Source organism: Ruegeria sp. BHSB058 (assembly GCF_059613285.1).
Genome location: NZ_JBXWSF010000012.1, coordinates 1 through 23,354 on the forward strand (window position 1 = coordinate 1; position 23,354 = coordinate 23,354).

A 23,354-nucleotide genomic window follows, 5' to 3' on the forward strand; every position below is an offset into this window, starting at 1 on the left:
CCGAAGGCCTGCCGACCCTCAAATTCGACCCCAAGCACGATCTGGTCTTTGACTATGACCACAACCTGCCGGGCCACGCCAACGCCATGATCTTGATGGCGACCGATGCTCAAGGGGACGTGATCCTGAAGCAGATCTACTATTCGGTCGGCGGCGGCTTTGTCCTGACTGAGGAAGAGCTGGCTCAAGGCAAAGACACCAATGACGGCCCACCGGTGCCATTTCCGTTCAAATCCGCAGCTGAAATGTTGGAAATGGCTGCCTCGTCGGGCAAAACCATTGCCCAGATGAAGCGCGACAACGAAATTGCGCGCGGTTGTGCGATTTCCTTCGCCAAGGGTACAGCCCGACTTTGGGAAGTGATGAACAACTGTATAGAGCGCGGGTTGGCCACCGAAGGCATCCTGCCGGGCGGCCTGAACGTGCGGCGGCGCGCCAAGGGTATCCATGACGCCCTGATTGCCGAACGCGGTATGAACCTGAACGCGCCGCACACGATCAACGACTGGATGAGCGTCTATGCCATGGCGGTGAACGAGGAAAACGCCGCTGGCGGTCAGGTCGTCACCGCCCCCACCAATGGGGCGGCCGGCACCATGCCCGCCGTTCTGCGCTATTACCTCGATCACGTTCCCGGCGCCTCTGAATCCCATATCGAGGATTTCCTGCTGACGGCCGCCGCCATCGGCGGGCTGATCAAGTACAACGCCTCGATCTCAGGTGCCGAAGCCGGGTGCCAGGCCGAGGTCGGCAGCGCCTCTGCAATGGCCGCTGCAGGCCTGTGCGCCGTGATGGGCGGTACGCCTGAGCAGGTTGAAAATGCTGCCGAGATCGCCCTCGAACATCACCTTGGCATGACCTGCGATCCGGTCAAGGGATTGGTGCAGGTGCCTTGTATCGAGCGCAACGGGTTAGCTGCGATCAAGGCAGTTTCCGCCGCCTCGCTGGCGCTTCGCGGGGATGGCAAGCACTTTGTGCCGCTTGATTCAGCGATCGAAACCATGCGCCAGACCGGCCACGACATGCACGAGAAATACAAGGAGACCTCGCTGGGTGGTCTGGCGGTCAACGTGCCGAACTGCTGAACTGCCGCCGGGGCCAAAACCGATTGGGCGGCTTTTGGCCCTTTTGAAATCCCGAAACCTGACCTAGCGTGCACGGCATGACTCAGGATCGCCCCGTTCTTGGCATTCTCCTGATGCTTGGTTTCTGCGTTCTTGCGCCGATGGGCGACGCAATTGCCAAACTGCTGGGAGAGACGATGCCCATAGGCCAACTTTTGCTGGTCCGCTTTGCGATTCAGGCGGCGGTTTTAATACCACTAATCGTAGCCACCCGGCGCCCGTGGCGCATGCGAGCGCGCGTCTTTCGCCTGATCGTGATGCGCACGGGCCTGCACATCATCGGAATTGCCGCCATGTTCACGGCACTGCAATTCATGCCTCTGGCAGAGACTGTGGCGATTGCCTTTGTAATGCCGTTCATCATGTTGATCTTGGGAAAATTGGTTCTGAACGAGGAGGTTGGCCTGCGCCGGATCGCGGCCTGCTTCGTCGGCTTTGTCGGCACACTTCTCGTCATTCAACCCAGCTTTGCCGCAGTTGGCCTGCCCGCCCTTCTGCCGCTTGTCGTTGCTGTGGTATTTGCGCTCTTCATGCTTGTTACCCGGCAAATCGCAAAGGAAACCGACCCGGTTTCACTACAAGCAGTATCCGGCGTGCTGGCGACAGTTGCGGTCGCTCCGGTATTGATCGCGGGCACGATTGCTGAACTGCCACAATTGTCCTTTACCCTTCCTCCGACAGTTGCAACCGCATGGCTTCTTATCGCCATCGGGCTTTTGGGAACTTTGGCGCATCTGCTGATGACGTGGTCATTGCGCTATGCCCCATCCGCAACTCTTGCTCCGATGCAGTATCTGGAAATTCCTGTTGCGACGGTGATCGGATGGCTCATCTTCCACGATCTGCCAAACGGGCTGGCAGCGGTCGGAATCTGCATCACCATCGGCGCAGGTCTTTATGTCATTCTGCGCGAGCGGGCCAGCGCCCGGTCAGCTCCGACTGAAACGCCTGCATGACCTGATCCAGCGAATCACGCGGCACCATGATCAGCATGCCCGGGCCGTCGAACTCCAACACCAAATCGGACAACGCTCTGTTGGAGGTTCCGATCTTACCATCCGGTTCGAAAACCAGCCCTCCGATAGGCCATTCCAAACCCCGGCTGCGCCCCATTACCTGTCGTAAAGGAAACAATGACACGATACTGCCCGGTTCGATTTTTAGTCGGATCGATGGTGGCGCGTGAAAGATGACCTCATGTTTGCCGATCAGAATGCAACGCTTTTCTGCATTTCGAATCAACGTATTGAAAACCGCAAGCTGGTGATCGACCCTACCGCCGAGGAAGCCGATTCCTAAAACCAGAGGTGCATCGATGTTGCGTAGCGCCTTGTCAAAATCCGTGCTCTCCTGCTCCCGAACCGGAAACAATCTATCGGCAGGAAAGCGGCCAAGTTCGGACTGTGTCAGCGAATCAAAATCGCCTATGACCGCGTCAGGCATCCGGTCATTCGCAATTACCGCTTGTGCGCCACCGTCCGCAGCCGCCACCAGCACCACGTTTTGAGCCATCAGAGCAAAATCCTTTGCCCCGATTTCGCCCCCTCCTACAAGACCAACCGGCGCGCAACTTTGGATAAATGCGGCATTTTTGTGACCACTGGATTTATTTTTGATTTTTCGACACATTCCGGCCACAAAATGATACCTTGAGTTACACAGTTTTGCGCCGAAAATGGCTCTGGGCGCAACATAAGCTAGACAACTGGTATGTAGAGGACGAGCGTCGCATGGTACAGAGCAACAAAGTGTTAACCGTATCTTACGGGACATTCTCATGCACCCTTGAAGGATTTGAAGATTCCTTTGAGACCATGAAAGCAATCGCAGAGTACTTTCGGGATCTTGCGGCGGATGACCGCTATTTCGGGTCCGAACCTCCGCAACCCGACCCAGAGATGCTGACACAAATCGCGCGACGCGATAAGGCCCGTCATATTGAGGCCCATCAGGATTCCGGCGGCATCCTGCTCCGCGCGTCGGGCGTGGCCGCACCTGCGCCGTCTGCAGAGACATCCTCGCGCGAAGACGAGGCACCCTTCGGCAACGACCGGATCGTCGACCGGCAGGATGTAGCGTCCGACGAAAACACAATTGACGAGGTGCAAAGCGAAGAATTGGCACCTGTCGGAGAAGCAACCGACAATTCCGATTTCGAAGACGTGCATAGCGCCGCGCCGCTGGAAGATGTTCCCGAGCATGTTGATGTCGAGGGACCCGACGAGCAACCGCAGGACATGCCGGTTTGGGGTCAATTCCAAGGGACCCCGCTGGAGGCGTCTCCGGAAGAGGTGACCGAAGAGAAAACTGCCCTTTCCGACGAAGTTGAGGAGACGGCGGATGCGCAAGACGCCATCGAACCCTGGTCGGATGAAGTCGATGAGAGTGTATCCTTCGAGGACGAGGTCGATGAGCATATGACCGACCTTCAGGATGCAACTGTTGCTTTTGAAGAGGAAACCGAAACCGCTTCAAGTGACGTTTCCGTGTCGCAGTTTGACCAAGTTAGTGAAGTCATCCCGTCAGAAGAGGCAGACGCTCTGAACGAGTTGACGGTTGAACCGGAAGAATTCGATGACGAGACCGCCAAAACAGAGGCACCGGTATCGTTCGATCATACCGAAGAAGTGGCGGATGACGCAGATTTGCCCGCACCCGAACTGCGGGCGACGCATTCCGGGCCTGATGCCGTATCCACGGCCGATGAGCCAGAGAGCATCCCCGTTGCCGACAGCATCGTAGCCAAGCTCCAGCGCATCCGCGCCGTGGTCTCACGCCACGATGCCGAAACTGGGCATCTCGCCGAGGACGAAAACACCGAATTCAAGCCACTCGAGGCTTTGAATACGGTCGATGCGATATCCGCAGCCTTCGCCAGGGCAAAGATCGAAGAAGACGCCCACAAAGAGGCACAGGAAAACAGTGCCGGGTACAAAATTCTGGGTGTGAAAGAGACGAACGATCCGATCGACGGCTTTCTGTTCTCCAAACCACAGGTCGGACTCGATTTGGGTTTTGACGATGTGGCGCCGACGATCGATGAAGAAACCACAAATACGCCCAGTGAAGCTCCGGTCGCGCAATCGGTGGAGGACGATTTCGATGGAATCATCGAGTTATCCGAAGAAAGCGCCGAACTCGCGGTAGAATACGTCGACGACAAGGATGAAGAGCTGTCACGGCTGCTGGCTACCGCCGAGCAAAAAATGAGCCTCTCCGGCGGGCAGGAGTCCGCCAATTTGGAGTCCGCTGAGGCAGGCGTGCTGCGACTGGTCGCGGAACAGCGGATTGACCTTGCCCCAGAAGACGTCGCATCGAGCATAGCCTCCCAAGCTTTCGAGAGGGAAGAAAGTGAAGGATTCAAGGCCTTTGCAGAAGCGCAAGGCGCCCAATCCATGCCCGAACTGCTTGAAGCGGCTGCGGCCTATCTGTCATTTGTTGAGGGGCAAGAGCAGTTCTCGCGCCCGCAATTGATGAACAAGGTCCGCGCCCTTGACCTGCCGACCTTTGATCGCGAAGACAGCCTGCGTTCGTTTGGTCAGCTGTTACGAGACGGCAAGATCGAAAAGGCGGGCGGAGGACGGTTCTCTGCCTCCAGCCAGATTGGTTTCCGCCCCGGCGATGAGCGTGCTGCAGGCTGACTATTGAAACAACAGGAATGCAAAAAGGCCGATCATCTGATCGGCCTTTTTTTGTTTGTTCGGCAAAGGCCGATTGTCAGCGCTTGTCCTTGTCCGGGTCGGCTTGGCCAACGCCACGAAAGACATATTTGAAGGGCAGCGCCCACAAAACGCCCAGACCGACATAAACCAACAGTTCCAGCCAGATTGGCGGACGATCCAACAAATTCAGCACTGTCACCACAGCCACAATATAAAGCGGCAAGCCCAACAGCAGGATGATCAAAGACCAGCGGCGACGGGCCTTGTAGCTGAGGCCCGGCTTCTTGGCCCCACCCATCAGTCGGCAAACGGGTCGGTGACCAGAATGGTATCCTCCCGCTCCGGGCTGGTTGAAAGCAGCGCCACAGGGCATTCGATCAGCTCTTCCACCCGTTTGACGTATTTGATGGCATTGGCAGGCAGGTCGTTCCAGCTGCGTGCGCCCTCGGTGGATTCGCTCCAGCCCGGCATTTCCTCGTAGATCGGCGTACAGCGCGCCTGTTGATCCGCCGCCGTCGGCAGATAATCCAGCCGCGCACCATCCAGTTCGTAACCCACGCAGATCTTCAGCGTCTCAAACCCGTCCAGCACGTCCAGCTTCGTTAGCGAAATACCGTTGACGCCGCTGGTGGCGCAGGTCTGGCGCACCAGCACCGCGTCGAACCAGCCACAGCGACGCTTTCGCCCGGTGACGGTGCCAAACTCATGCCCCCGGGTGCCCAGACGGTTGCCGTCCTCGTCATCCAGCTCGGTCGGGAATGGCCCCTCGCCCACGCGGGTGGTATAAGCCTTTACAATACCCAGAACAAAATCGATCGATCCCGGCCCGATGCCCACACCCGTGGCGGCCTGCCCGGCGATCACGTTCGACGAAGTCACGAAGGGATAGGTGCCGAAATCGATGTCAAGCAGCGCACCTTGCGCACCTTCGAACAGGATGCGCTTTCCAGCCTTGCGTTGTTCGTTCATGATCTTCCACACCGGACCGGCGTATTGCAGTATTTGTGGCGCGATCTCTTTGAGCTGCGCGACCAGCGCGTCTCTGTCCACCGGTTCTATTCCCAACCCCTTGCGCAGTGGGTCGTGATGTTGCAATGCCCGGTCGACCCGCGCTTCAAGCGTGGCATCATCAGCCAGATCAGCGACCCGAACGGAACGGCGCCCCACCTTGTCTTCATAGGCAGGCCCGATGCCTCGCCCGGTGGTGCCAATCTTGGTCCCTTTGGAGGCCGCTTCTTCCCGCGCCCGGTCCAGTTCGCCATGAATTGGCAGGATAAGCGGCGTGTTTTCGGCGATCATCAGAGTCTCGGGGCTGATGTCGACGCCCTGCGCCCGGATCGACTCGATTTCCTTGACCAGATGCCAAGGGTCCAGCACCACGCCATTGCCGATCACGCTCAGTTTGCCACCGCGCACGACGCCCGAGGGCAAAGCGTTCAGTTTATAGACCTTGCCGTCAATGACCAGGGTATGACCAGCATTGTGCCCGCCCTGAAAACGCGCAATCAAGTCCGCCCGCTCGCTGAGCCAGTCAACGATTTTGCCTTTACCCTCGTCACCCCATTGGGCGCCGACAACCACCACGTTGGCCATATCCGGTCCTTTTGCGCTGAACTACCAAACCCGGCTCATATACCGGGGCGCGTGGATCAGGGAAACCGCAAATTCGACGCACCGGACAGGCCACCTCTTCACCTTTTCAAAAATACTCCGGGGGAGTCGCGGCTTGCTGCGACGGGGGGCAACGCCCCTCTTGTCACTCTACAGGCAAATGCACAGGTTCGCCGTGGGGCGTCGTCAGGTACGCCTGCTCCCAGGCGGTGTGCATCCGGGCGACCTCGCTGAACTGCGCGACGCCGCTGTCGGCCAGAAACATCTCAAGCGTTTCAAGCCAGGCGCGAAAATAGTCTTCACCGCCGTCAAGCTCCTGCGTCAACCCTCGCCTTTTCAGGGTAGCCGCAAAGCGCTCTACCCACTCGGCCCAGGCGAATCGTCCGGCCTCGTTCATGACGACAGTCAACGCAAAGACCTGCGCGTGCCAGGGTGCCTCAAAAACCGGCTCGGGCGCGGTATGCGAGGGGCAGTCGTTCATCCTGGCACCAGATAGCTTTGCCACAGGTCCAGAACCACTTCATCGTCGGGGTGTTCCGGATGCGCCCACAACTCGCGGGAAAAAAAGCGCACGGCATAAAGCGGCTCGGGCGCCTCGCCCAACCCGTGCGCGTTGCTGTCGGGTAGAACGTGATTGCCGTGAACGTTTCGGATATAACCATGCGCCCCGGCCACGTATTTGGGCAACCGGGTGTGCCCGCTGGCAACCAGCGCATTATCGGTCGGCATGCGCACCCGTACCGCCTGACCTGCCGAGAACCTTGGCAAAGGCCCGGTCGGGCGGTCGGCGGGGCCGCCCTTGGCCAGAACACCAGCCACAGCTTGCGCTTTCAATGCCTTGGCTGCCAGCGGGTGGGGCGCGTCTCTTTCTTCGCCGCGCAGATCGCCCTCGGTCAGCACCCCGGATTCGACCAGCAGATCGGCCAGCGCAGAGATCCATTTCTCATAGTAGGAAAATCGCGTGTAATCCTTGGGCGACAACCTCTCGCGCGCGTGGCGTGAAACGTCTATGTTCCACTGACCCAGCGCCCCGGCAGCCAAGGTCACAGCCAAGGCGCGAGCGTGCCAATCCTCGGCGAAAACAGGGGCGTCCTCGGCCTCCGGTCTTACTGGGCCGTCGCCGAACCTCCCGCCCATGTCATGTACGCGGGTCATGACGGCACCTTGGCCAGGCCGGTGCCGATCATACTGTCACGAGTGACCAGCGCGGCGAGTTCCTCTTCGCCCATCCCGTCAGTCCCCTTGGGCCGCATCGGCAGCACGAGATAGCGTACCTCCGCTGTCGAATCCCAAACCCTGACGGTGGTTTCCGGCGGCAGGGTTACACCGAAATCTGCCAGCACCTTGCGCGGCTCACGCACCGCACGAGCCCGATAGGCATCGGATTTGTACCATCCCGGTGGGATGCCAAGCAGCGGCCAAGGATAGCAACTGCACAGGGTGCAAACGACCATGTTGTGCCGGGCGGGCGTATTTTCGACCACCACCATGTGCTCGCCCTGTCGACCGAAATAGCCCAGGTCGGCAACGACCGGTGTTGCATCCTTAAGCAGCGCAGCCTTGAATACGGGATCGCTCCAGGCCTTTGCCACCACATGCGCGCCGTTCTTCGGCCCGATGCGATTCTGATAGGTATCTATGATCTCATCGAGTGCTGCCGGGTCGATCAGCCCCTTGCGGGTCAGAATCGTTTCCAATGCCTTGACTCGCAGTGCGGGCTCAGGCGGCAAAAGAGCATGTGGGTGGTCGTGGTCGTCATGCGGCATAATCCGAGCCTGCGCGAGGCAAGGGCCTCTGTCCAGTCCTTTTGGTGTGATATCCGACATCACGGGACGTGATGGAAACTCCTCCCTTGCCCCTCCGGGCAAACTTGCATAGATACCACGCGATACACGCCACGCCGCACAGGAAGACCATGGAAAACGTTGTCCTCATCATTCACCTTCTTTTGGCTTTGGGCCTGATCGCCGTCGTTCTGATGCAGCGGTCCGAAGGTGGCGGGCTTGGCATGGGCGGCGGCGGTGGCGGAGTCATGTCGGGCCGCGCGGCGGCAACTGCCTTGGGCAAGCTGACATGGATTCTGGCGATCTGCTTTATCGTCACGTCGATCACGCTGACGATCATCGCGGCCAAGAAATCTTCGGGCAGTTCTGTCATCGACCGGCTGGGTGTTCCTACGCAGGAAGAATCGCAGCCCAGCACACCGGAGCTTCCGGCAGGCGAAGACCTGTTGCCGCCGGCACAGGGCGACAACGCGCCGCTGATCCCGCAAGCCGACTGATCCACAAAACCTAGAAATCCGATAGAGAACGGCACAGCATCTTGCGGTTCTCTTGCGCTTTGCGCGCGAATCTCTTATATGTGAAGTCCCGTGGTGCTGCGGTTTTTTTGACCGCCGGGCAGTTGATAATACGTCACACGGGAGCAGCCGAAAAACATGGCACGATTTATTTTCATTACTGGCGGTGTTGTGTCTTCGCTCGGCAAGGGCCTGGCGTCGGCGGCACTTGGCGCTTTGCTTCAGGCACGGGGATACTCGGTGCGTTTGCGCAAGCTGGATCCTTACCTGAACGTCGATCCCGGAACCATGTCGCCATTTGAACATGGCGAGGTTTTCGTCACCGATGACGGGGCCGAGACCGATCTGGATCTTGGCCACTATGAACGTTTCACTGGTGTGGCGGCACGCAAGACGGATTCAGTGAGCTCTGGCCGCATCTATTCCAACGTGCTGGAGAAGGAACGCCGCGGAGACTATCTGGGCAAGACCATTCAAGTGATCCCGCACGTCACCAACGAGATCAAGGATTTCATCGCCATCGGCGAAGATGAGGTCGATTTCATGCTCTGCGAGATCGGCGGCACCGTAGGCGACATCGAAGGGTTGCCATTTTTCGAAGCTATCCGCCAGTTCAGCCAGGACAAACCGCGCGGTCAATGCATCTTTATGCACCTCACACTGCTACCCTATATTAAAGCGTCGGGTGAGTTGAAAACAAAGCCGACCCAGCACTCGGTCAAGGAACTGCGGTCAATCGGTCTGGCTCCCGACATTCTGGTCTGCCGCTCGGAAGGGCCGATTCCACAGAAAGAACGTGAGAAACTGGCCCTGTTCTGCAACGTCCGCCCGGACAGCGTTATTGCGGCGCAGGACCTGTCCACCATCTATGACGCACCGCTGGCCTATCACAAGGAAGGTCTGGATCAGGCGGTTCTGGATGCTTTCCAGATCAGCCCGGCCCCGAAACCCGATCTGGCCAAATGGGAAGACGTCAGCGACCGCATCCACAACGCCGAAGGCGAAGTGAAAGTCGCCATCGTCGGCAAATACACTCAACTCGAAGACGCCTATAAGTCGATTGCCGAGGCGCTAACCCATGGCGGCATGGCCAACCGGGTGAAGGTGAAGATCGAATGGGTCGATGCCGAGATTTTCGACACCGAAGACCCAGCACCCCATCTCGAAGGTTTCCACGCGATCCTCGTCCCTGGTGGCTTTGGCGAACGCGGGACCGAGGGCAAGATCAAAGCCGCACAATATGCACGCGAGCACAAAGTACCTTATCTGGGTATCTGCCTGGGCATGCAAATGGCGGTGATCGAAGCCGCTCGAAACGTCGCCGGCATTGCCGAGGCCGGGTCCGAGGAGTTCGACCACGAAGCCGGGAAAAAGCGTTTCGAACCCGTCGTCTATCACCTCAAGGAGTGGGTTCAGGGCAATCACCGGGTCGAGCGCAAGGTCGGCGACGACAAGGGCGGTACAATGCGACTGGGCGCTTATGACGCGGTTCTGGCAGAAGGCTCCAAGGTGGCCGAAGTCTATGGCGCGCGCAATATCGAGGAACGCCATCGCCACCGCTATGAGGTGGACATCAAGTATCGGGAAAAGTTGGAAAAATCGGGCCTGAATTTCTCGGGAATGAGCCCCGACGGGCGCCTGCCGGAGATCGTCGAATGGTCGGATCATCCGTGGTTCATCGGTGTTCAGTATCATCCCGAACTGAAATCCAAACCTTTCGACCCGCATCCCCTGTTCAAGGATTTTGTCCGCGCCGCCAAGGAAACATCACGGCTGGTATAAATCACCGCAAAGTGTGGGGCGGGTCGGACTTTCCTGTTCGACATACCCCGTCTCAAGGTTCACTGTCTGTGGACACGAGACAGGAGATCGGTCATGAACTCTCAGATTACCCGCGCAGAACAGTTTGCGGCCTTGCATCGCAAGGGCGACCCGGTGATTCTCTTCAACATCTGGGACGCGGGCAGCGCTGCTGCAGTACGCGACGCCGGTGCCAAGGCAATTGCAACGGGCAGTGCTCCGGTTGCCATGGCGCAAGGTTTTTCCGACGGTCAGAACGTGCCGATGGATGACGCGCTGGATAATGCCCGCCGCATTGTCAACGCCGTCGATCTGCCGGTCACGCTGGATTTCGAAGGCGGATATGCGGAAGATCCGGCAACGATCACGACCAATGTTCGTGCAGCGTTGCAATCCGGCGTGATCGGCTTCAATTTCGAAGATCAGATCATCGGAACAAAAAACCTGTACGACATTGAAACGCAAGTGGGTCGGGTTGCCGCAATGCGCCAAGGCTGTGAGGCGTCCGGCATTCCTGCCTTCATTAATGCGCGCACGGATATCTTTCTGAAGGCTCATCCGGACAACCATGATAATGCAATGCTGGATGATGCCGTTGCACGCGCCAAAGCCTATGCTGATGCCGGGGCCAGCGGGTTCTTTGCCCCCGGCCTGAAGGATGAAGCACTGATTGCCCGACTTTGTGATACCATCGACCTGCCCGTCAACATCATCGCCCTGCCCGGCACGCCAGATACGCCGACACTGGCGAAACTAGGTGTTGCACGTGTCAGCTATGGTCCGGTGCCCTATCGACAGATGATTGCCTGGCTGCAAGAGAATGCGAGCGCGGCACTGCGGCCATAGGGTTGATCCGCGTTAGGGTATTGCAAATCTGCGGTTTCCTTCGCACTTTGCCTCGTGAACCGCAGGAGGAAATCCCATGACCAAGGGATACTGGGTCGCCCATGTGGATGTGGACGACATGGAGACATACAAGACCTATATCGCCGCAAACGCCGCACCGTTTGCCGAATATGGCGCCCGTTTTCTGGTGCGCGGCGGTGAGCGGCAAGTGCGCGAAGGTCAGGCGCGCGCCAGGACCGTGGTTATCGAATTTCCGACCTACGAAGATGCTTTGGCCTGCTATGACAGCGTCGGCTACCAGGATGCCAAGGCTTTGCGTGACCCGGTGTCGACCGGCGATCTGGTGATCATCAAGGGATATGATGTCTAGTTCCTGCTTGGCGACCTTCTCAAACCGGAATAGTCTGCCCCCATGCTGAAGAAGTTGTTTCAGGCGTTTCGCCCCCCCCAACACTCGGCGCTGCCCGATCCCGACGCCGAACTGGCGCTGGGGGCTTTGCTGGTGCGCGTGGCACAAGCGGACCGCGACTATCAGGTCGAAGAAATCCGGCTGATTGATAAAATTCTTGCGCGCCTTTACCAGCACAACGCGATCGAGGCCGCCAAGGTGCGCGCGACCTGCGAGAAGCTGCATGCCGCCGCGCCGGATACAGACACATTCGGCAAGCTGATCCGTGAAACCACCGATCTGCAAGAGCGTATGGCCGCCCTGGACGCGCTTTGGGAAGTCGTGCTCGCAGATGGCGAGACTCAGGAAGGTGAGATCAAGATCGTCGAAGAAGCCCGCGCAGCAATGGGGCTCAGCTTCAATGACAGCAAGGCGGCCCGCGCGCGCGTTCAAAGCCGCTTGGACCCGCAGTAAACCCACCCTATAACCGATTCATGTTTGGCAACTTTCTTTCTCGACTGACACAACCACAACCCGACCCGCTGGGTGCCGAAGACGCCCGTCTGGCACTGACCGCCCTGCTGGTGCGCATCGCACGGTCCGACCACGACTATGCAGATACCGAAATGGCCCGGATCGACCGCATCACCGCGCGTCGCTATGGCCTGTCCCCGTTCGAGGCCGCTGCCCTGCGCGCCCAGGGAGAGGATCTGGAGGCACAAGCCCCCGACACCGTGCGCTTTACCCGCGCCATCAAGGAAGCCGTGCCCTATGACGACCGCAAGGCGGTGGTCGAAGCGATGTGGTCGGTGGTTCTGGCTGACGGAACGCGCACCGGCGAAGAAGACTCGCTGTTACGGCTGGTAACCAGCCTGCTTGGCGTTAGTGATGTTGATTCGGCATTGGCGCGGCAAAAGGCACAACGTTCATGACCGCAATGCTGGGCATGTACGACTTGCCCTCGCTGCAACCCGCAAATGACAGGTTTTGGTCGCTCATTCGCCAACACCTTGGCCGAGGCCCCGATACGCTGACACGCGACCGGGATTTCTGGGATATCTGGCTCGACCCCGAGATGGTATTTTCGCAGACTTGCGGCATGCCCTATCGAACCCGGTTGCATGGAAGGGTGCAGATCGTTGGCACACCCGATTATGGTCTGCCCGGTTGCCCCCCTGGTCACTACTGTTCGGTGTTCGTCGCCCGCAAGGATGACCCACGTAGCCTGGAACAGCTGACCACCGGAACCTTTGCCTATAACGAAGCACTGTCGCAATCCGGCTGGGCTGCAGCGGTCACCCACTTGGCGGAACTCGGTCTGGCCCCCAGAATGCTCTTGGAAAGCGGAGGTCACGCCCGCTCGGCTCAAGCTGTCGCCGAAGGAAAAGCAGATTTCGCATCACTCGATGCCTTGACCTGGGAACTGCTGAAACAGCACACCGACCTCAGGTACAGGCTCCGCGAGGTCGATCGCACGGAGCCAACCCCAACGCTGCCCTACATTACATCCGATCAAGAAGACGCTTCAGCCATTGCTCGCGCCGTGCGCTCAGCGATCTCCGATCTGCCCGACACAGACCGCCAACTGCTGCATTTGCGGCAGATGGTGAACATTCCGGCCCAGGCATATCTGGCGATTCCAACACCTCCGGGTCCAGAAGTTTTCGCCAGGTCACCCTGACCGTTTCGAGCATTATCTATGATCAAAACGGGCAATCACCCCCCCATTTGCTACATTTGCGCATTGCAATGCTCAGGAATTTCGGCCCTAGTACCGGACCAACACCACTCACAAAAACCGGACAGACAGTGACCAGTACAGCCCCCGTCATCGAAATCAGGAACCTTCACAAAAGCTTTGGACAACTCGAAGTGCTGAAAGGGGTCGACATCACCGCGCATCGCGGCGACGTCGTTTCACTGATCGGATCGTCGGGATCGGGAAAATCCACGCTTCTGCGTTGTTGCAACCTGCTCGAAGACAGCCAAGAGGGCGAGATCATCTTCAACGGCGAACCGGTGCGCTGGACCGGCAATGGCAACACTCGCCGCCCTGCCGACCCCAAACAGGTGCTGCGTATTCGCACCAATCTTTCCATGGTGTTCCAGCAATTCAATCTTTGGGCACATATGACCATCCTGCAAAACGTGATGGAGGCCCCGCTGACCGTGCTGGGGCGCGACCGGCACGAGGTCGAGGACAGTGCCCGGAAATATCTTGACAAAGTGGGCATCGGCGACAAGTGCGACAATTACCCGGCACAGCTGTCAGGGGGCCAGCAGCAGCGCGCCGCCATAGCACGTGGGTTGTGCATGGAGCCGCAGGCGCTTTTGTTCGATGAACCCACTTCGGCACTGGACCCCGAGCTGGAACAGGAAGTCATTAAGGTCATCAAGGATCTGGCCGCCGAGGGCCGCACCATGATCATCGTAACCCACGACATGAAGATGGCCGCAGACATCTCCAGCCATGTCGTCTTTCTTCATCAGGGCCTTATCGAGGAAGAGGGCTCACCCGAAGATATCTTTACTGCCCCTGAATCGGAGCGACTTCAGGGCTTCCTTTCCGCCACTCAGGCGGCATAAATTCAAATCAGTAACAAACTGGGGAGTAACCAATGAAGAACCTGATTCTGACCACCGCAGCCCTAGCTCTGGGTGCAGGCATGGCAATGGCCGACACAGTGCGAATGGGCACCGAGGGTGCCTATCCTCCGTACAACTTCATCAATGACGCCGGTGAGGTTGACGGATTTGAGCGCGAGTTGGGCGACGAGCTCTGCAAACGCGCCGAGTTGGACTGTGAATGGGTCAAGAACGACTGGGATTCGATCATCCCGAACCTTGTTTCGGGCAACTACGATACCATTATCGCCGGCATGTCGATCACCGACGAACGTGACGAAGTTATCGACTTTACCCAAAACTACATCCCACCGGCGGCATCGGCCTTTGCCGCTGCCTCCGAAGGTGCTGATCTGACGGGCGTGATCGCGGCGCAGACCGCGACGATCCAAGCCGGTTATGTCGCTGAAAGCGGCGCCACCCTGGTCGAGTTCGCAACCCCCGAAGAAACCATCGCCGCCGTCCGCAACGGCGAGGCCGATGCCGTCTTTGCCGACAAGGACTATCTGGTGCCACTGGTCGAGGAATCAGGCGGTGAGCTGATGTTCGTCGGCGACGATGTTCCGCTGGGCGGAGGCGTCGGCATGGGCCTTCGTGAATCCGACGGCGAGTTGCGCGGCAAATTTGACGCGGCGATTACTTCGATGAAGGAAGACGGCACGCTGAACACCATGATCAAGAAGTGGTTCGGCGAAGACGCCGCTGTCTACGGCACTGACGGCACGACCGTCACCAACTAATACGTCCGGCAAACGGTTCGGCGCGCCTGGCGCGCCGAACCGGCACCGGTTTCTGGCCGGGCTTGACGATCGAAAGACGCCTCATGTTTTCCTATTGCGCTGATCCCGAAACGCTCAGCACGTTCCGCTGGTTTTCCTGCTACCTCACAAACGGCGTGCACCTGTCGTTCTATATGTCGTTCGTGAAGGTTCTGGCTCTCTTGGCCGTCACCGCGCCCGTGGCGCTGAGTTTCGGCTTTGTCGGCGCTATGTCCGCGCGGTCGCATCTACTGCCGCTTAGCTGGCTGGGTAAAGGATACATAGCTGTCGTACGTGGCGTACCCGACATCGCCTTCTTCCTGTTTTTCGTAATCGCGCTGGATCAAGCGTTCGAATGGACACGCCATCAGATACTTTGCCCCGAATGGACCGATGCGATCCGACAGGGCAACGATTTTCTGGTCTGCCCCGCCGCCAAATTGCCGCTTGGAACCGCTCCGGAATGGGTTCATCAAACCTACGGATTTTTTCTGGCCGTTATCACCTTCGCCATTGTGTTCGGAGCCTTCGCGGCCAATGTCCTGTTCGGCGGTATGCGCGCCGTGCCCCACGCCCAGTTGGAAACCGCCGCGGCCTATGGGATGAGCCGCAGCCAGACCTTCTGGCGCATTCTGGTGCCACAGATGTGGGTCTATGCCCTTCCTGGCCTCAGCAACCTGTGGATGGTGTTGATCAAAGCCACGCCGCTGTTATTTCTGCTGGGGATTGAAGATATCGTCTATTGGGCGCGAGAGATCGGCGGCACAAAGACCTCAAAATTCACCCAGTACCCCCACGGCGACTGGCGAATGTGGTACTTCCTGTTCCTGCTGGTCTTCTATCTCGGTATGACCCGGGTCTCTGAGATCGGCCTCGAAAAGCTGATGCGCAAACTGTCCCACGGGCAGGCGACATCCGGCGGTGAGCTGCTGCGCAAGGAGACCACCGCATGAGTTGCCTGCAAACCATCCACGACTATGGCCTGCGGTCGATCGGTATCGGTGAACGGCTTTTGCCCAAAAGTGATTTTACGCTGTGTGAGCATTTCACTTTGATCGGCTCGGGCATGATCTGGAACATCTATTTCGGCCTTATGGCGTTGACCACCGGCTTTTTCCTCGCGACCGCTCTGGCAGTCGGAAAAAGCTCGGTCAACCGCTGGGTGCGCAAACCGTCGGAATGGTTCATATTCGTGTTCCGCGGCTCGCCGCTCTTTATCCAATTCTTCTTTGCCTATTTCTTCTTCCTGTCGCTGAAGAAAAGCTATCCGATGTTTGACGACTTCACTTCGGCTTGGTTGGGGGCGCTGATCGTTCTGTTTCTGAACACCGCAGCTTATTCGGGTGAAATCTTCTACGGCGCTTTGCGCTCGATACCAAAAGGCGATCTGGAAGCCGCCGATGCCTATGGCATGTCCGGTTGGCCGCGCTTCCGCCGCATCGTGTGGCCGACTATGCTGCGGCTGGCTTGGCCCGCCTACACCAACGAGGCGATCTTTTTGTTCCACGCCACCACACTTGTTTTTTTCTCGGCCTTCCCAGCCTGGCAGCAGCGCGGCGACGCGCTTTACTACGCCAGCTATTTTGCCGACAAAACTTTCAACCCCTTCGTGGCCTACCCGATCCTGGCTTTCTATTTCATCTTGCTGACGCTGTTGATATCGTGGGCATTCAGTCTGGTGAACAAGCGCCTGAACCGGCACCTCCCGAACGGGCAACGCGCCAAGATGCGATTCCGTCTGAACCTCGCGCGATAGGAGTGCTCTAAGGCCGTCAAATAGGGTAACGGTCTTCTGGGCGAACGGCTTCAGACATGCAGTGACGTCAAGAGGCGATCTTTTTCTCCTACGTCCTCAGGTGTCGAAATTGCGGTTGCGAGGTCTTCCAGCGACGCTATGGAATGCCCGGCCCGGAAACTGTCCACATGCGGCAGCATCGCTGCGACGCCGCGAGCTTTGGGCGCGAAACCGTCCCAGCGCAAAAGCGGGTTGAGCCAGATAAAGCGGCGCGAAGAGAGGTGGAGGCGCTCCATCTCGTGCGCCAGACGCTCCGGATCACCGCGGTCAAGGCCGTCGGTTATCAATAGAACAACCGCGCCCTGTCCCATGACCCGGCGCGACCAGTCGCGATTGAATATGTGCAGGCATTCTCCGATCCGAGTTCCCCCTTCCCAATCCTGCGCCTCTGCGCCCGCTGCCATCAAAGCCGCGTCTACGTCGCGTTGATGCAGGTGACGAGTGATATTGGTCAGCCGCGTTCCGAATGTGAAGGCGTGCACGCGCGCCCAACCCGCGCCACGCGTGTTCGAAACAGCATGCAGAAAGTGCAGGATCATGCGGCTGTATTGGCTCATCGATCCGGAAATGTCGCAGAGGGCGACGAGGTTGGGCCAACGCGGACGTGGTTTGAGGCGTGCAATATCACGCAACTCACCGCCCTGACGCATGGCTGTGCGCAGAGTGCGGGCACGGTCGATGCGATTGCCCGAATGGCTGGCCCGCCCCCGTCGTGACAAGATGGGTTTGACCGGAAGTGAAAGCCGCGCCAGCATGCGCTTGGCCAGAGCGATTTCCTCGGTGCTCATCTGTTCGAAATCCAATGTGCGAAGACGTTCCTCACTAGAAGCTGTGCGCGAGGCGTCAACTTCTATCTCGGTCGCCTCTTCCTCTTGTTGAGATTCGGGCAGGTCGCGCTGCACACCTTCCAGCAAGGCCTCGGCAGCGCGTTTCGCGCCCGCATCCGCCTTGCGTTCCTCCTGCACGCCGCGTACCGCTGGCAGCATCATCGCCATCATGTGTTCAAGGTATCGCGGATCGCGCCAAAAAAGCCGGAACACCTGCGCAAACACGGCCCGGTGTTCCGGTCGGTTTACGAAGCAGGCGTGCAGCGTCCAGAAGAAATCTTCCTTTTCCGAAAATCCCGCCGCTTCGACCGCACGAATGGCATCAACCACTCGGCCAGGTCCTATGGGCAGGCCGGCCTTGCGCAGAGCACGGGCGAAATGCGTAATGTTCTGCGCCAGCTTCGGCTTGTCGGGAATTTCCAGCGGGAGTTGTTCGGCCATCAGCGTTCAGCAATGCCTTGCGGGATATGTTTTGACCGGTCGGGCATCAGACCGGTTCCAGCGATGCCTTGGCCTGATCGAGAATGCGCTTGGCTTCGGATCCCTGCAGTTTCTGGATATCGTCCTGATATTTCAATATTGCCCCAACGGTGTCACCGATCACTTCGGGACTCAGATCAAGGACATCTAGTGCCAAAAGACATTTGGCCCAGTCAATCGTTTCCGCAACGCCGGGTTTCTTGAACAGGTCCTCGGTGCGCAACTGCTGGACGTAGGCGACGATCTGACGGCTCAGGTTTTCCGCAGCCTCCGGCGCGCGGGCATGCAAAATCTCGACTTCGCGTTCAAAACTCGGGTAGTCCACCCAGTGATATAGGCATCGGCGCTTCAGCGCGTCATGAACTTCGCGGGTGCGGTTCGATGTCAGGATAACGATAGGCGATTCAGGAGCCTTGACGGTTCCAAGTTCCGGAATCGTCACCTGGAAATCGCTCAGTGCTTCCAGCAGGAAAGCCTCGAACGGTTCGTCTGTGCGGTCCAATTCGTCGATTAGCAACACCGGAGAACCGAGTTCATCCGGACGCATGGCTTGCAGAAGGGGACGTTCGATCAGAAACTCGTCCGAAAACAACTCGGTTTGCAAGGCCGTTCGGTCGGCCCCACCCGAAGCCTCGGCAGTTCGGATTGCGACCATTTGGGCGGGGAAGTTCCACTCATAGACTGCTGACGAAGCGTCCAGCCCTTCGTAACATTGCAGTCGGATCAGGCGGCGGTTCAGCCCTGCGGCGAGCGCCTTGGCAATCTCGGTCTTGCCGACGCCAGCCTCGCCCTCCAAAAACAAGGGGCGGCCCAGCTTGAGCGCCAGGAAAACGACCGTAGCCAACGGCCGCCCACAGACATATCCTTGAGCAGCCAGCAATTCCTGCACCGCACCGATTGTTTCTGGCTTGTTCATCCACTCTCCCCCGATTGTGCCCAACAGGTCACGACAGGTCCGGCGCGTCAAGTCGCGCGTTTTTCAGGACATATGTCAACTTCGCTGATCGGCAATCGGGGCGCACTCATTTCGAACTCCTTACAAGCCGCATGCGAATGTGGTGCCTCCAGTGATGTGTCAAACACAACCAGAGCGTCACAATGGGAGCTGCCCATCCGCTTTCGACCTCGATAATGTCCACAAGCTCCGCGCCTTGGGCGCAGGGATGCACTTCGAGCCGGTGCACAAGATGCGTTCCCATCCCGGTTTCGTCCGATGTCATCTGATGCCCGGCATCGGTGCACTTGGTGACCACCATCCTATAGGGCCGAGCAGGCAGAAGGCCAAACAGCGACAGGTCGACATCGATCACCTGCCCTTCGTGCACTGGCCCCGATGGCAAATGATCGAAGCGCATCCACGGCCGGGTCACTGCCTCGAGCGTGTCGAGGTCGGTGACCAGTTCGAACAACCGATCCGGGTCGGTCGGATAGACATGTCTGAACGTCAACGTCTTTTTCATGATGACTCCCGATGCCTTAGCCTGCATGGGCTACAGCGGTCTGAGAAGCGCGCAAATTGCCTCGCCCCTCACCGCTGGGGCTTTCCCGACCGCCCCGCCTGTGCTAGCGGGTGCGCCATGACACAAAGCCTCACGATCCGCCGCCCCGACGATTGGCATCTCCACCTGCGCGATGGCGCGATGTTGCGGGCCGTACTGCCGGAAACCGCCCGCCATTTCGCCCGTGCGATCATCATGCCCAACCTTGTGCCACCGGTGGTAACTGGTAATCAGGCAGCCGCTTATCGCGACCGAATCCTGGCGGCCCTACCCGAGGGGATCTCGTTCGAGCCTCTGATGACGCTCTATCTGACCGAGGATACCAACCCAGAGGACGTGACCAGCGCTTATGCCAACGGATTGATCAAGGCCGTCAAACTGTATCCTGCCGGGGCGACAACGAACTCGGCTTCGGGCGTGCGCGACTTTGACAAGGTCCGAAATGTGCTGGAGAGGATGGCCGAGATCGGCTTGCCATTATGCGTCCATGGCGAAGTCACGGACACACAGATCGATATTTTCGACCGAGAGGCGGTGTTCATCGAAAACGTTCTTGACCCGATTCGTAGGGCAACGCCCGGACTACGCGTGGTGATGGAGCATATCACAACGTCAAATGGCGTGGACTACGTCAAGGCAAACGCAAAGGATCTGGGCGCAACAATCACGGCCCACCACTTGATCATCAACCGCAACCATATTCTCGTGGGTGGCATCAAGCCGCACTACTATTGCCTGCCGGTCGCAAAGCGCGAGGAGCACCGCATTGCCCTGCTCGCCGCCGCCACATCTGGCGATGAGAGGTTTTTTCTGGGTACCGACAGCGCGCCGCATACCGATGCAAACAAAGAAATGGCCTGCGGTTGCGCGGGATGCTTCACCGCCACCAACACGATGTCACTGGTGGCCGAGATGTTCGATCGCGAAGGCGCATTGGACAAGCTGGAGGCGTTCACCTCGTTGAATGGGCCTGCCTTCTATCGGTTGCCGGTGAACACAGGAACGATCACCCTGATCAAGGGGAAGCCGGTGGCCTATCCCACAAAGATCGAAACCGGTGAAGGGCCAGTGACGGTGTTTGATCCCGGGTTTCCTTTGCATTGGCACGTTCACTGACTGCATCTTTTCCCAAATGCTCCCGCCGGAGGCCGACAGCCTCTCTGACCAGATCCAAGGATTGAACAGTATGATCCCGTCTAGCTTTCCCGACGCCACCGAAATCGCCCGTCTGACCGCACGGATGCTTTTGGAGATCAAGGCCGTGCATTTCAATGCGCGCGAACCGTTCACGCTGGCCAGTGGCCTGCCAAGTCCGACCTACATCGATTGCCGCAAGCTGATCTCGTACCCGCGCATTCGCTCTACGCTGATGGATTTTCTGACCGTTACCGTGATGCGCAACGCGGGATTCGAGGCCTTTGACAACATCGCGGGCGGTGAAACCGCAGGCATCCCCTTTTCAGCCATGGTGGCTGAGCGTATGGCGCTGCCGATGACCTATGTTCGCAAAAAACCCAAAGGATACGGTCGCAATGCCCGGATAGAAGGTGTGATGAGCGAGGGCCAGCGAGTGTTGCTGGTCGAAGATCTGACCACCGATGGCGGATCAAAACTCAGCTTTGTCGACGCGATCCGCGCAACCGGAGCCACCTGCGGCCACACGGCGGTTATTTTCTATTACGGCATCTTCCCCGAAACGGAGAAGACACTGGGCGAACATGGCGTTAAGTTGCATCACCTTTGCACCTGGTGGGATGTGCTGGCTGAAGCCAAGGTGCAAGGCGCGTTTGATTCCGAAACTCTGGACGGAGTTGAAGCGTTTCTGAATGACCCGCGCGGCTGGCAGGAGGCCAACAAACCGACGTAACTCGGTAGAACCGTATGTGGATAATTAAAGCCGAATCGTGCCACCTCGGACAAAATATTGTGGTACTTTCTTTAATGCGCCACATGATGTACCATCCCAATAACAACCAAGCCCTGCTGTACGAAGTTATCCCACGGTCTCCCGGTGAGTTAACCACAGGGATTTCCAGATGGCGCAGTCCTCGCGCATACGTGTAGACAGGGCGGTAAGGCGACGGGGACAAGAATGAACGAGATCAGCAGTATCGGGCAGGCAACGGCACAGATTCAGAATGCCGAAACCATGCCGCATTCGATCGAAGCCGAGCAGCAGTTGCTGGGCGCGATCCTGACAAACAACGACCTGTATGACCGCATCGCTTCGATCATCGGGGCCGAGCATTTCTTTGATCCGGTGCACACACGCATCTATGAAGTGGCCGCAGCACGTATAGCCAAGAACGCGCTTGCCTCTCCGGTGACACTGAAATCCTTTATGGCCGAGGATGAGGGCCTCAAGGAACTGGGCGGACCAGCCTATCTGGTCAAGCTGGCCGGTGCCTCGATCAGCGCCTTTGCTGTGCGCGACTATGCGCAGATGATCTATGATCTGGCTATCCGGCGTGAGTTGATCCGGCTGGGGCGGGACATCTCGGATAAGGCGGCGCGGGTCGACGTGGCGAGCGAGCCGAAAGAACAGATCGTCGAAGCCGAGCAGGCGCTTTACCAGCTTTCGGAACAGGGGCAGACGGAACAGGGGTTCCAGTCCTTTCTCAAGGCCGTGACCGAAGCAGTCAACGTCACCAACGAGGCCTATCAGCGCGGTGGCGGAATGGCAGGAATTTCGACCGGCCTGGTCGATCTGGACAAGCAGTTGGGCGGGTTGCATCCGTCGGACCTGATCATTCTTGCCGGACGCCCCTCGATGGGCAAGACCTCGTTGGCAACCAATATCGCGTTCAATGTGGCAAAGGCCTATCGGCGCGGAACCAGGTCGGACGGCTCCCAAGGCGCGGTCGATGGCGGCGTCGTCGGGTTCTTTTCGCTGGAAATGAGCGCCGAGCAATTGGCGGGCCGGGTTCTGGCCGAGGCCTCCGAGATCTCGTCGCACAAGATACGTCAGGGCGATATGACCGAGGCCGAATTCCGCCGGTTCGTGGATGCCGCCAAAGAGCTGGAAGCCTGCCCACTTTTCATCGATGACACACCTGCATTGCCAATTTCCCAGTTGGCGGCGCGCGCGCGTCGCCTCAAGCGGACACACGGACTGGACTTGCTGGTCATCGACTATCTGCAATTATGCCGGGGCATGTCGGACAACCGCGTGAACGAGATTGCAGAAATCTCAATGGGCATGAAAGCGATTGCCAAAGAGTTGAACATTCCCGTCATCGCGCTGTCCCAGCTTTCGCGTCAGGTGGAAAACCGGGACGACAAACGCCCGCAACTGTCCGACCTGCGGGAATCGGGCTCGATCGAGCAGGATGCCGATGTCGTGATGTTCGTTTTCCGCGAGGAGTACTACAAAGAACGCGAAAAGCCCGGCGATCACGAGTTGGACAAGATGGAAGAGTGGAAAAACGCCATGGAGCGGCTGCACGGAAAGGCCGAGTTGATCGTTGGCAAACAGCGCCATGGCCCAATTGGCACAGTCGAGCTGTCATTCGAAGCACAATTCACCCGCTTCGGCAATCTGGTCAAACCCTGGCAGCAGGGCGGAGAAATCGAAGGATACTGAGGCAACCCACAATGTGGTAGTCGGTTGCAATGCAGTTTTCCGACGACGGAGCGCCTG

Annotated in this window: 26 protein-coding genes; 17 read left to right on the forward strand and 9 right to left on the reverse strand. The window is 58.5% G+C overall.

The window, feature by feature from the left end:
* Positions 1–1,085: L-serine ammonia-lyase (locus tag AC2FNB_RS04880; protein ID WP_496744843.1), on the forward strand; the 1,085-nt coding region annotated here is incomplete at its 5' end.
* A 77-nt stretch (positions 1,086–1,162) separates the two neighbouring features.
* A complete protein-coding gene (locus AC2FNB_RS04885; protein ID WP_480748186.1) occupies positions 1,163–2,080 on the forward strand; it encodes a DMT family transporter in 918 nt (305 codons plus the stop codon).
* Here AC2FNB_RS04885 and AC2FNB_RS04890 read toward each other — a convergent pair.
* Positions 2,025–2,897 (reverse strand): thiamine diphosphokinase, encoded by an 873-nt coding sequence (locus AC2FNB_RS04890; RefSeq protein ID WP_480748185.1) that lies wholly within the window; start codon positions 2,895–2,897, stop codon positions 2,025–2,027. The two genes, AC2FNB_RS04885 and AC2FNB_RS04890, sit on opposite strands and share 56 nt — an antisense overlap.
* 41 nt (positions 2,898–2,938) lie before the next feature.
* On the opposite strand from AC2FNB_RS04890, the gene AC2FNB_RS04895 reads away from it, so the two are divergent.
* Positions 2,939–4,765, forward strand: a complete 1,827-nt coding sequence (locus tag AC2FNB_RS04895; RefSeq protein WP_496744845.1) for a hypothetical protein — start codon at positions 2,939–2,941, stop codon at positions 4,763–4,765.
* Between the two features lie 76 nt (positions 4,766–4,841).
* Here the strand turns inward: AC2FNB_RS04895 and AC2FNB_RS04900 are convergent, their stop codons facing one another.
* The 5 genes from AC2FNB_RS04900 to nthA form a co-directional block, all read right to left on the reverse strand.
* Positions 4,842–5,084: a DUF2842 domain-containing protein gene (locus tag AC2FNB_RS04900; protein WP_480748183.1), complete on the reverse strand. Its 243-nt coding sequence runs from the start codon at positions 5,082–5,084 to the stop codon at positions 4,842–4,844.
* Positions 5,084–6,379: an adenylosuccinate synthase gene (locus AC2FNB_RS04905; RefSeq protein WP_496744847.1), complete on the reverse strand. Its 1,296-nt coding sequence runs from the start codon at positions 6,377–6,379 to the stop codon at positions 5,084–5,086. Before AC2FNB_RS04905 ends, AC2FNB_RS04900 begins: the two co-directional genes overlap by 1 nt.
* A gap of 163 nt (positions 6,380–6,542) precedes the next feature.
* Positions 6,543–6,878: a nitrile hydratase accessory protein gene (locus tag AC2FNB_RS04910; protein WP_496744848.1), complete on the reverse strand. Its 336-nt coding sequence runs from the start codon at positions 6,876–6,878 to the stop codon at positions 6,543–6,545.
* Positions 6,875–7,552: a nitrile hydratase subunit beta gene (gene nthB, locus AC2FNB_RS04915; protein WP_480748180.1), complete on the reverse strand. Its 678-nt coding sequence runs from the start codon at positions 7,550–7,552 to the stop codon at positions 6,875–6,877. The genes AC2FNB_RS04910 and nthB overlap by 4 nt, the downstream gene beginning before the upstream one ends.
* Entirely contained in the window at positions 7,549–8,163 is a 615-nt protein-coding gene (nthA, locus tag AC2FNB_RS04920; protein WP_496744850.1) for a nitrile hydratase subunit alpha, read from the reverse strand. The genes nthB and nthA overlap by 4 nt, the downstream gene beginning before the upstream one ends.
* Positions 8,164–8,312: 149 nt before the next feature.
* On the opposite strand from nthA, the gene secG reads away from it, so the two are divergent.
* The 11 genes from secG (at position 8,313) to AC2FNB_RS04975 (ending at position 16,869) form a co-directional block, all read left to right on the forward strand.
* Positions 8,313–8,678 (forward strand): preprotein translocase subunit SecG, encoded by a 366-nt coding sequence (gene secG / locus AC2FNB_RS04925; RefSeq protein ID WP_480748178.1) that lies wholly within the window; start codon positions 8,313–8,315, stop codon positions 8,676–8,678.
* Positions 8,679–8,834: 156 nt separating this feature from the next.
* Complete coding sequence (gene pyrG, locus AC2FNB_RS04930; protein ID WP_480748177.1) at positions 8,835–10,478, forward strand: CTP synthase; 1,644 nt, start codon at positions 8,835–8,837, stop codon at positions 10,476–10,478.
* Positions 10,479–10,571: 93 nt separating this feature from the next.
* The gene (locus AC2FNB_RS04935; protein ID WP_496744852.1) at positions 10,572–11,342 is read left to right on the forward strand and encodes an isocitrate lyase/PEP mutase family protein; all 771 of its coding nucleotides are present in this window, start codon (positions 10,572–10,574) and stop codon (positions 11,340–11,342) included.
* Between the two features lie 76 nt (positions 11,343–11,418).
* On the forward strand, positions 11,419–11,712 hold the full coding sequence (locus tag AC2FNB_RS04940) for a DUF1330 domain-containing protein (RefSeq protein WP_480748175.1): 294 nt from the start codon (positions 11,419–11,421) through the stop codon (positions 11,710–11,712).
* A 42-nt stretch (positions 11,713–11,754) separates the two neighbouring features.
* Complete coding sequence (locus AC2FNB_RS04945; RefSeq protein ID WP_480748174.1) at positions 11,755–12,204, forward strand: tellurite resistance TerB family protein; 450 nt, start codon at positions 11,755–11,757, stop codon at positions 12,202–12,204.
* Between the two features lie 20 nt (positions 12,205–12,224).
* Positions 12,225–12,662 (forward strand): tellurite resistance TerB family protein, encoded by a 438-nt coding sequence (locus tag AC2FNB_RS04950; RefSeq protein ID WP_480748173.1) that lies wholly within the window; start codon positions 12,225–12,227, stop codon positions 12,660–12,662.
* Complete coding sequence (locus AC2FNB_RS04955; RefSeq protein ID WP_496744855.1) at positions 12,659–13,411, forward strand: phosphate/phosphite/phosphonate ABC transporter substrate-binding protein; 753 nt, start codon at positions 12,659–12,661, stop codon at positions 13,409–13,411. The genes AC2FNB_RS04950 and AC2FNB_RS04955 overlap by 4 nt, the downstream gene beginning before the upstream one ends.
* A gap of 128 nt (positions 13,412–13,539) precedes the next feature.
* A complete protein-coding gene (locus tag AC2FNB_RS04960) occupies positions 13,540–14,316 on the forward strand; it encodes an ABC transporter ATP-binding protein (RefSeq protein WP_480748171.1) in 777 nt (258 codons plus the stop codon).
* A gap of 32 nt (positions 14,317–14,348) precedes the next feature.
* On the forward strand, positions 14,349–15,095 hold the full coding sequence (locus AC2FNB_RS04965; RefSeq protein ID WP_480748170.1) for a transporter substrate-binding domain-containing protein: 747 nt from the start codon (positions 14,349–14,351) through the stop codon (positions 15,093–15,095).
* A gap of 83 nt (positions 15,096–15,178) precedes the next feature.
* Complete coding sequence (locus AC2FNB_RS04970) at positions 15,179–16,066, forward strand: ABC transporter permease (protein WP_480748169.1); 888 nt, start codon at positions 15,179–15,181, stop codon at positions 16,064–16,066.
* A complete protein-coding gene (locus AC2FNB_RS04975; protein WP_496744858.1) occupies positions 16,063–16,869 on the forward strand; it encodes an ABC transporter permease in 807 nt (268 codons plus the stop codon). The genes AC2FNB_RS04970 and AC2FNB_RS04975 overlap by 4 nt, the downstream gene beginning before the upstream one ends.
* Before the next feature lie 50 nt (positions 16,870–16,919).
* Here the strand turns inward: AC2FNB_RS04975 and AC2FNB_RS04980 are convergent, their stop codons facing one another.
* The 3 genes from AC2FNB_RS04980 to AC2FNB_RS04990 all read right to left on the reverse strand — a co-directional run bounded on the left by AC2FNB_RS04980 (position 16,920) and on the right by AC2FNB_RS04990 (position 19,675).
* Positions 16,920–18,176 carry a vWA domain-containing protein gene (locus AC2FNB_RS04980; RefSeq protein ID WP_496744860.1) on the reverse strand — a complete coding sequence of 419 codons (1,257 nt, stop codon included), beginning with the start codon at positions 18,174–18,176 and terminating at the stop codon, positions 16,920–16,922.
* A gap of 46 nt (positions 18,177–18,222) precedes the next feature.
* Positions 18,223–19,131, reverse strand: coding sequence for an AAA family ATPase (locus AC2FNB_RS04985; protein ID WP_480748166.1), 909 nt, complete (start codon positions 19,129–19,131; stop codon positions 18,223–18,225).
* Positions 19,132–19,237: 106 nt separating this feature from the next.
* Positions 19,238–19,675, reverse strand: a complete 438-nt coding sequence (locus AC2FNB_RS04990; protein WP_480748165.1) for a hypothetical protein — start codon at positions 19,673–19,675, stop codon at positions 19,238–19,240.
* A 117-nt stretch (positions 19,676–19,792) separates the two neighbouring features.
* Between AC2FNB_RS04990 and pyrC the strand changes: the two genes are divergently transcribed.
* The 3 genes from pyrC (at position 19,793) to AC2FNB_RS05005 (ending at position 23,297) form a co-directional block, all read left to right on the forward strand.
* A complete protein-coding gene (pyrC, locus tag AC2FNB_RS04995; RefSeq protein WP_480748164.1) occupies positions 19,793–20,830 on the forward strand; it encodes a dihydroorotase in 1,038 nt (345 codons plus the stop codon).
* 70 nt (positions 20,831–20,900) lie between these two features.
* On the forward strand, positions 20,901–21,581 hold the full coding sequence (locus tag AC2FNB_RS05000; RefSeq protein WP_480748163.1) for an orotate phosphoribosyltransferase: 681 nt from the start codon (positions 20,901–20,903) through the stop codon (positions 21,579–21,581).
* A gap of 225 nt (positions 21,582–21,806) precedes the next feature.
* Complete coding sequence (locus AC2FNB_RS05005; protein WP_480748162.1) at positions 21,807–23,297, forward strand: replicative DNA helicase; 1,491 nt, start codon at positions 21,807–21,809, stop codon at positions 23,295–23,297.
* Positions 23,298–23,354: the final 57 nt, after the last annotated feature.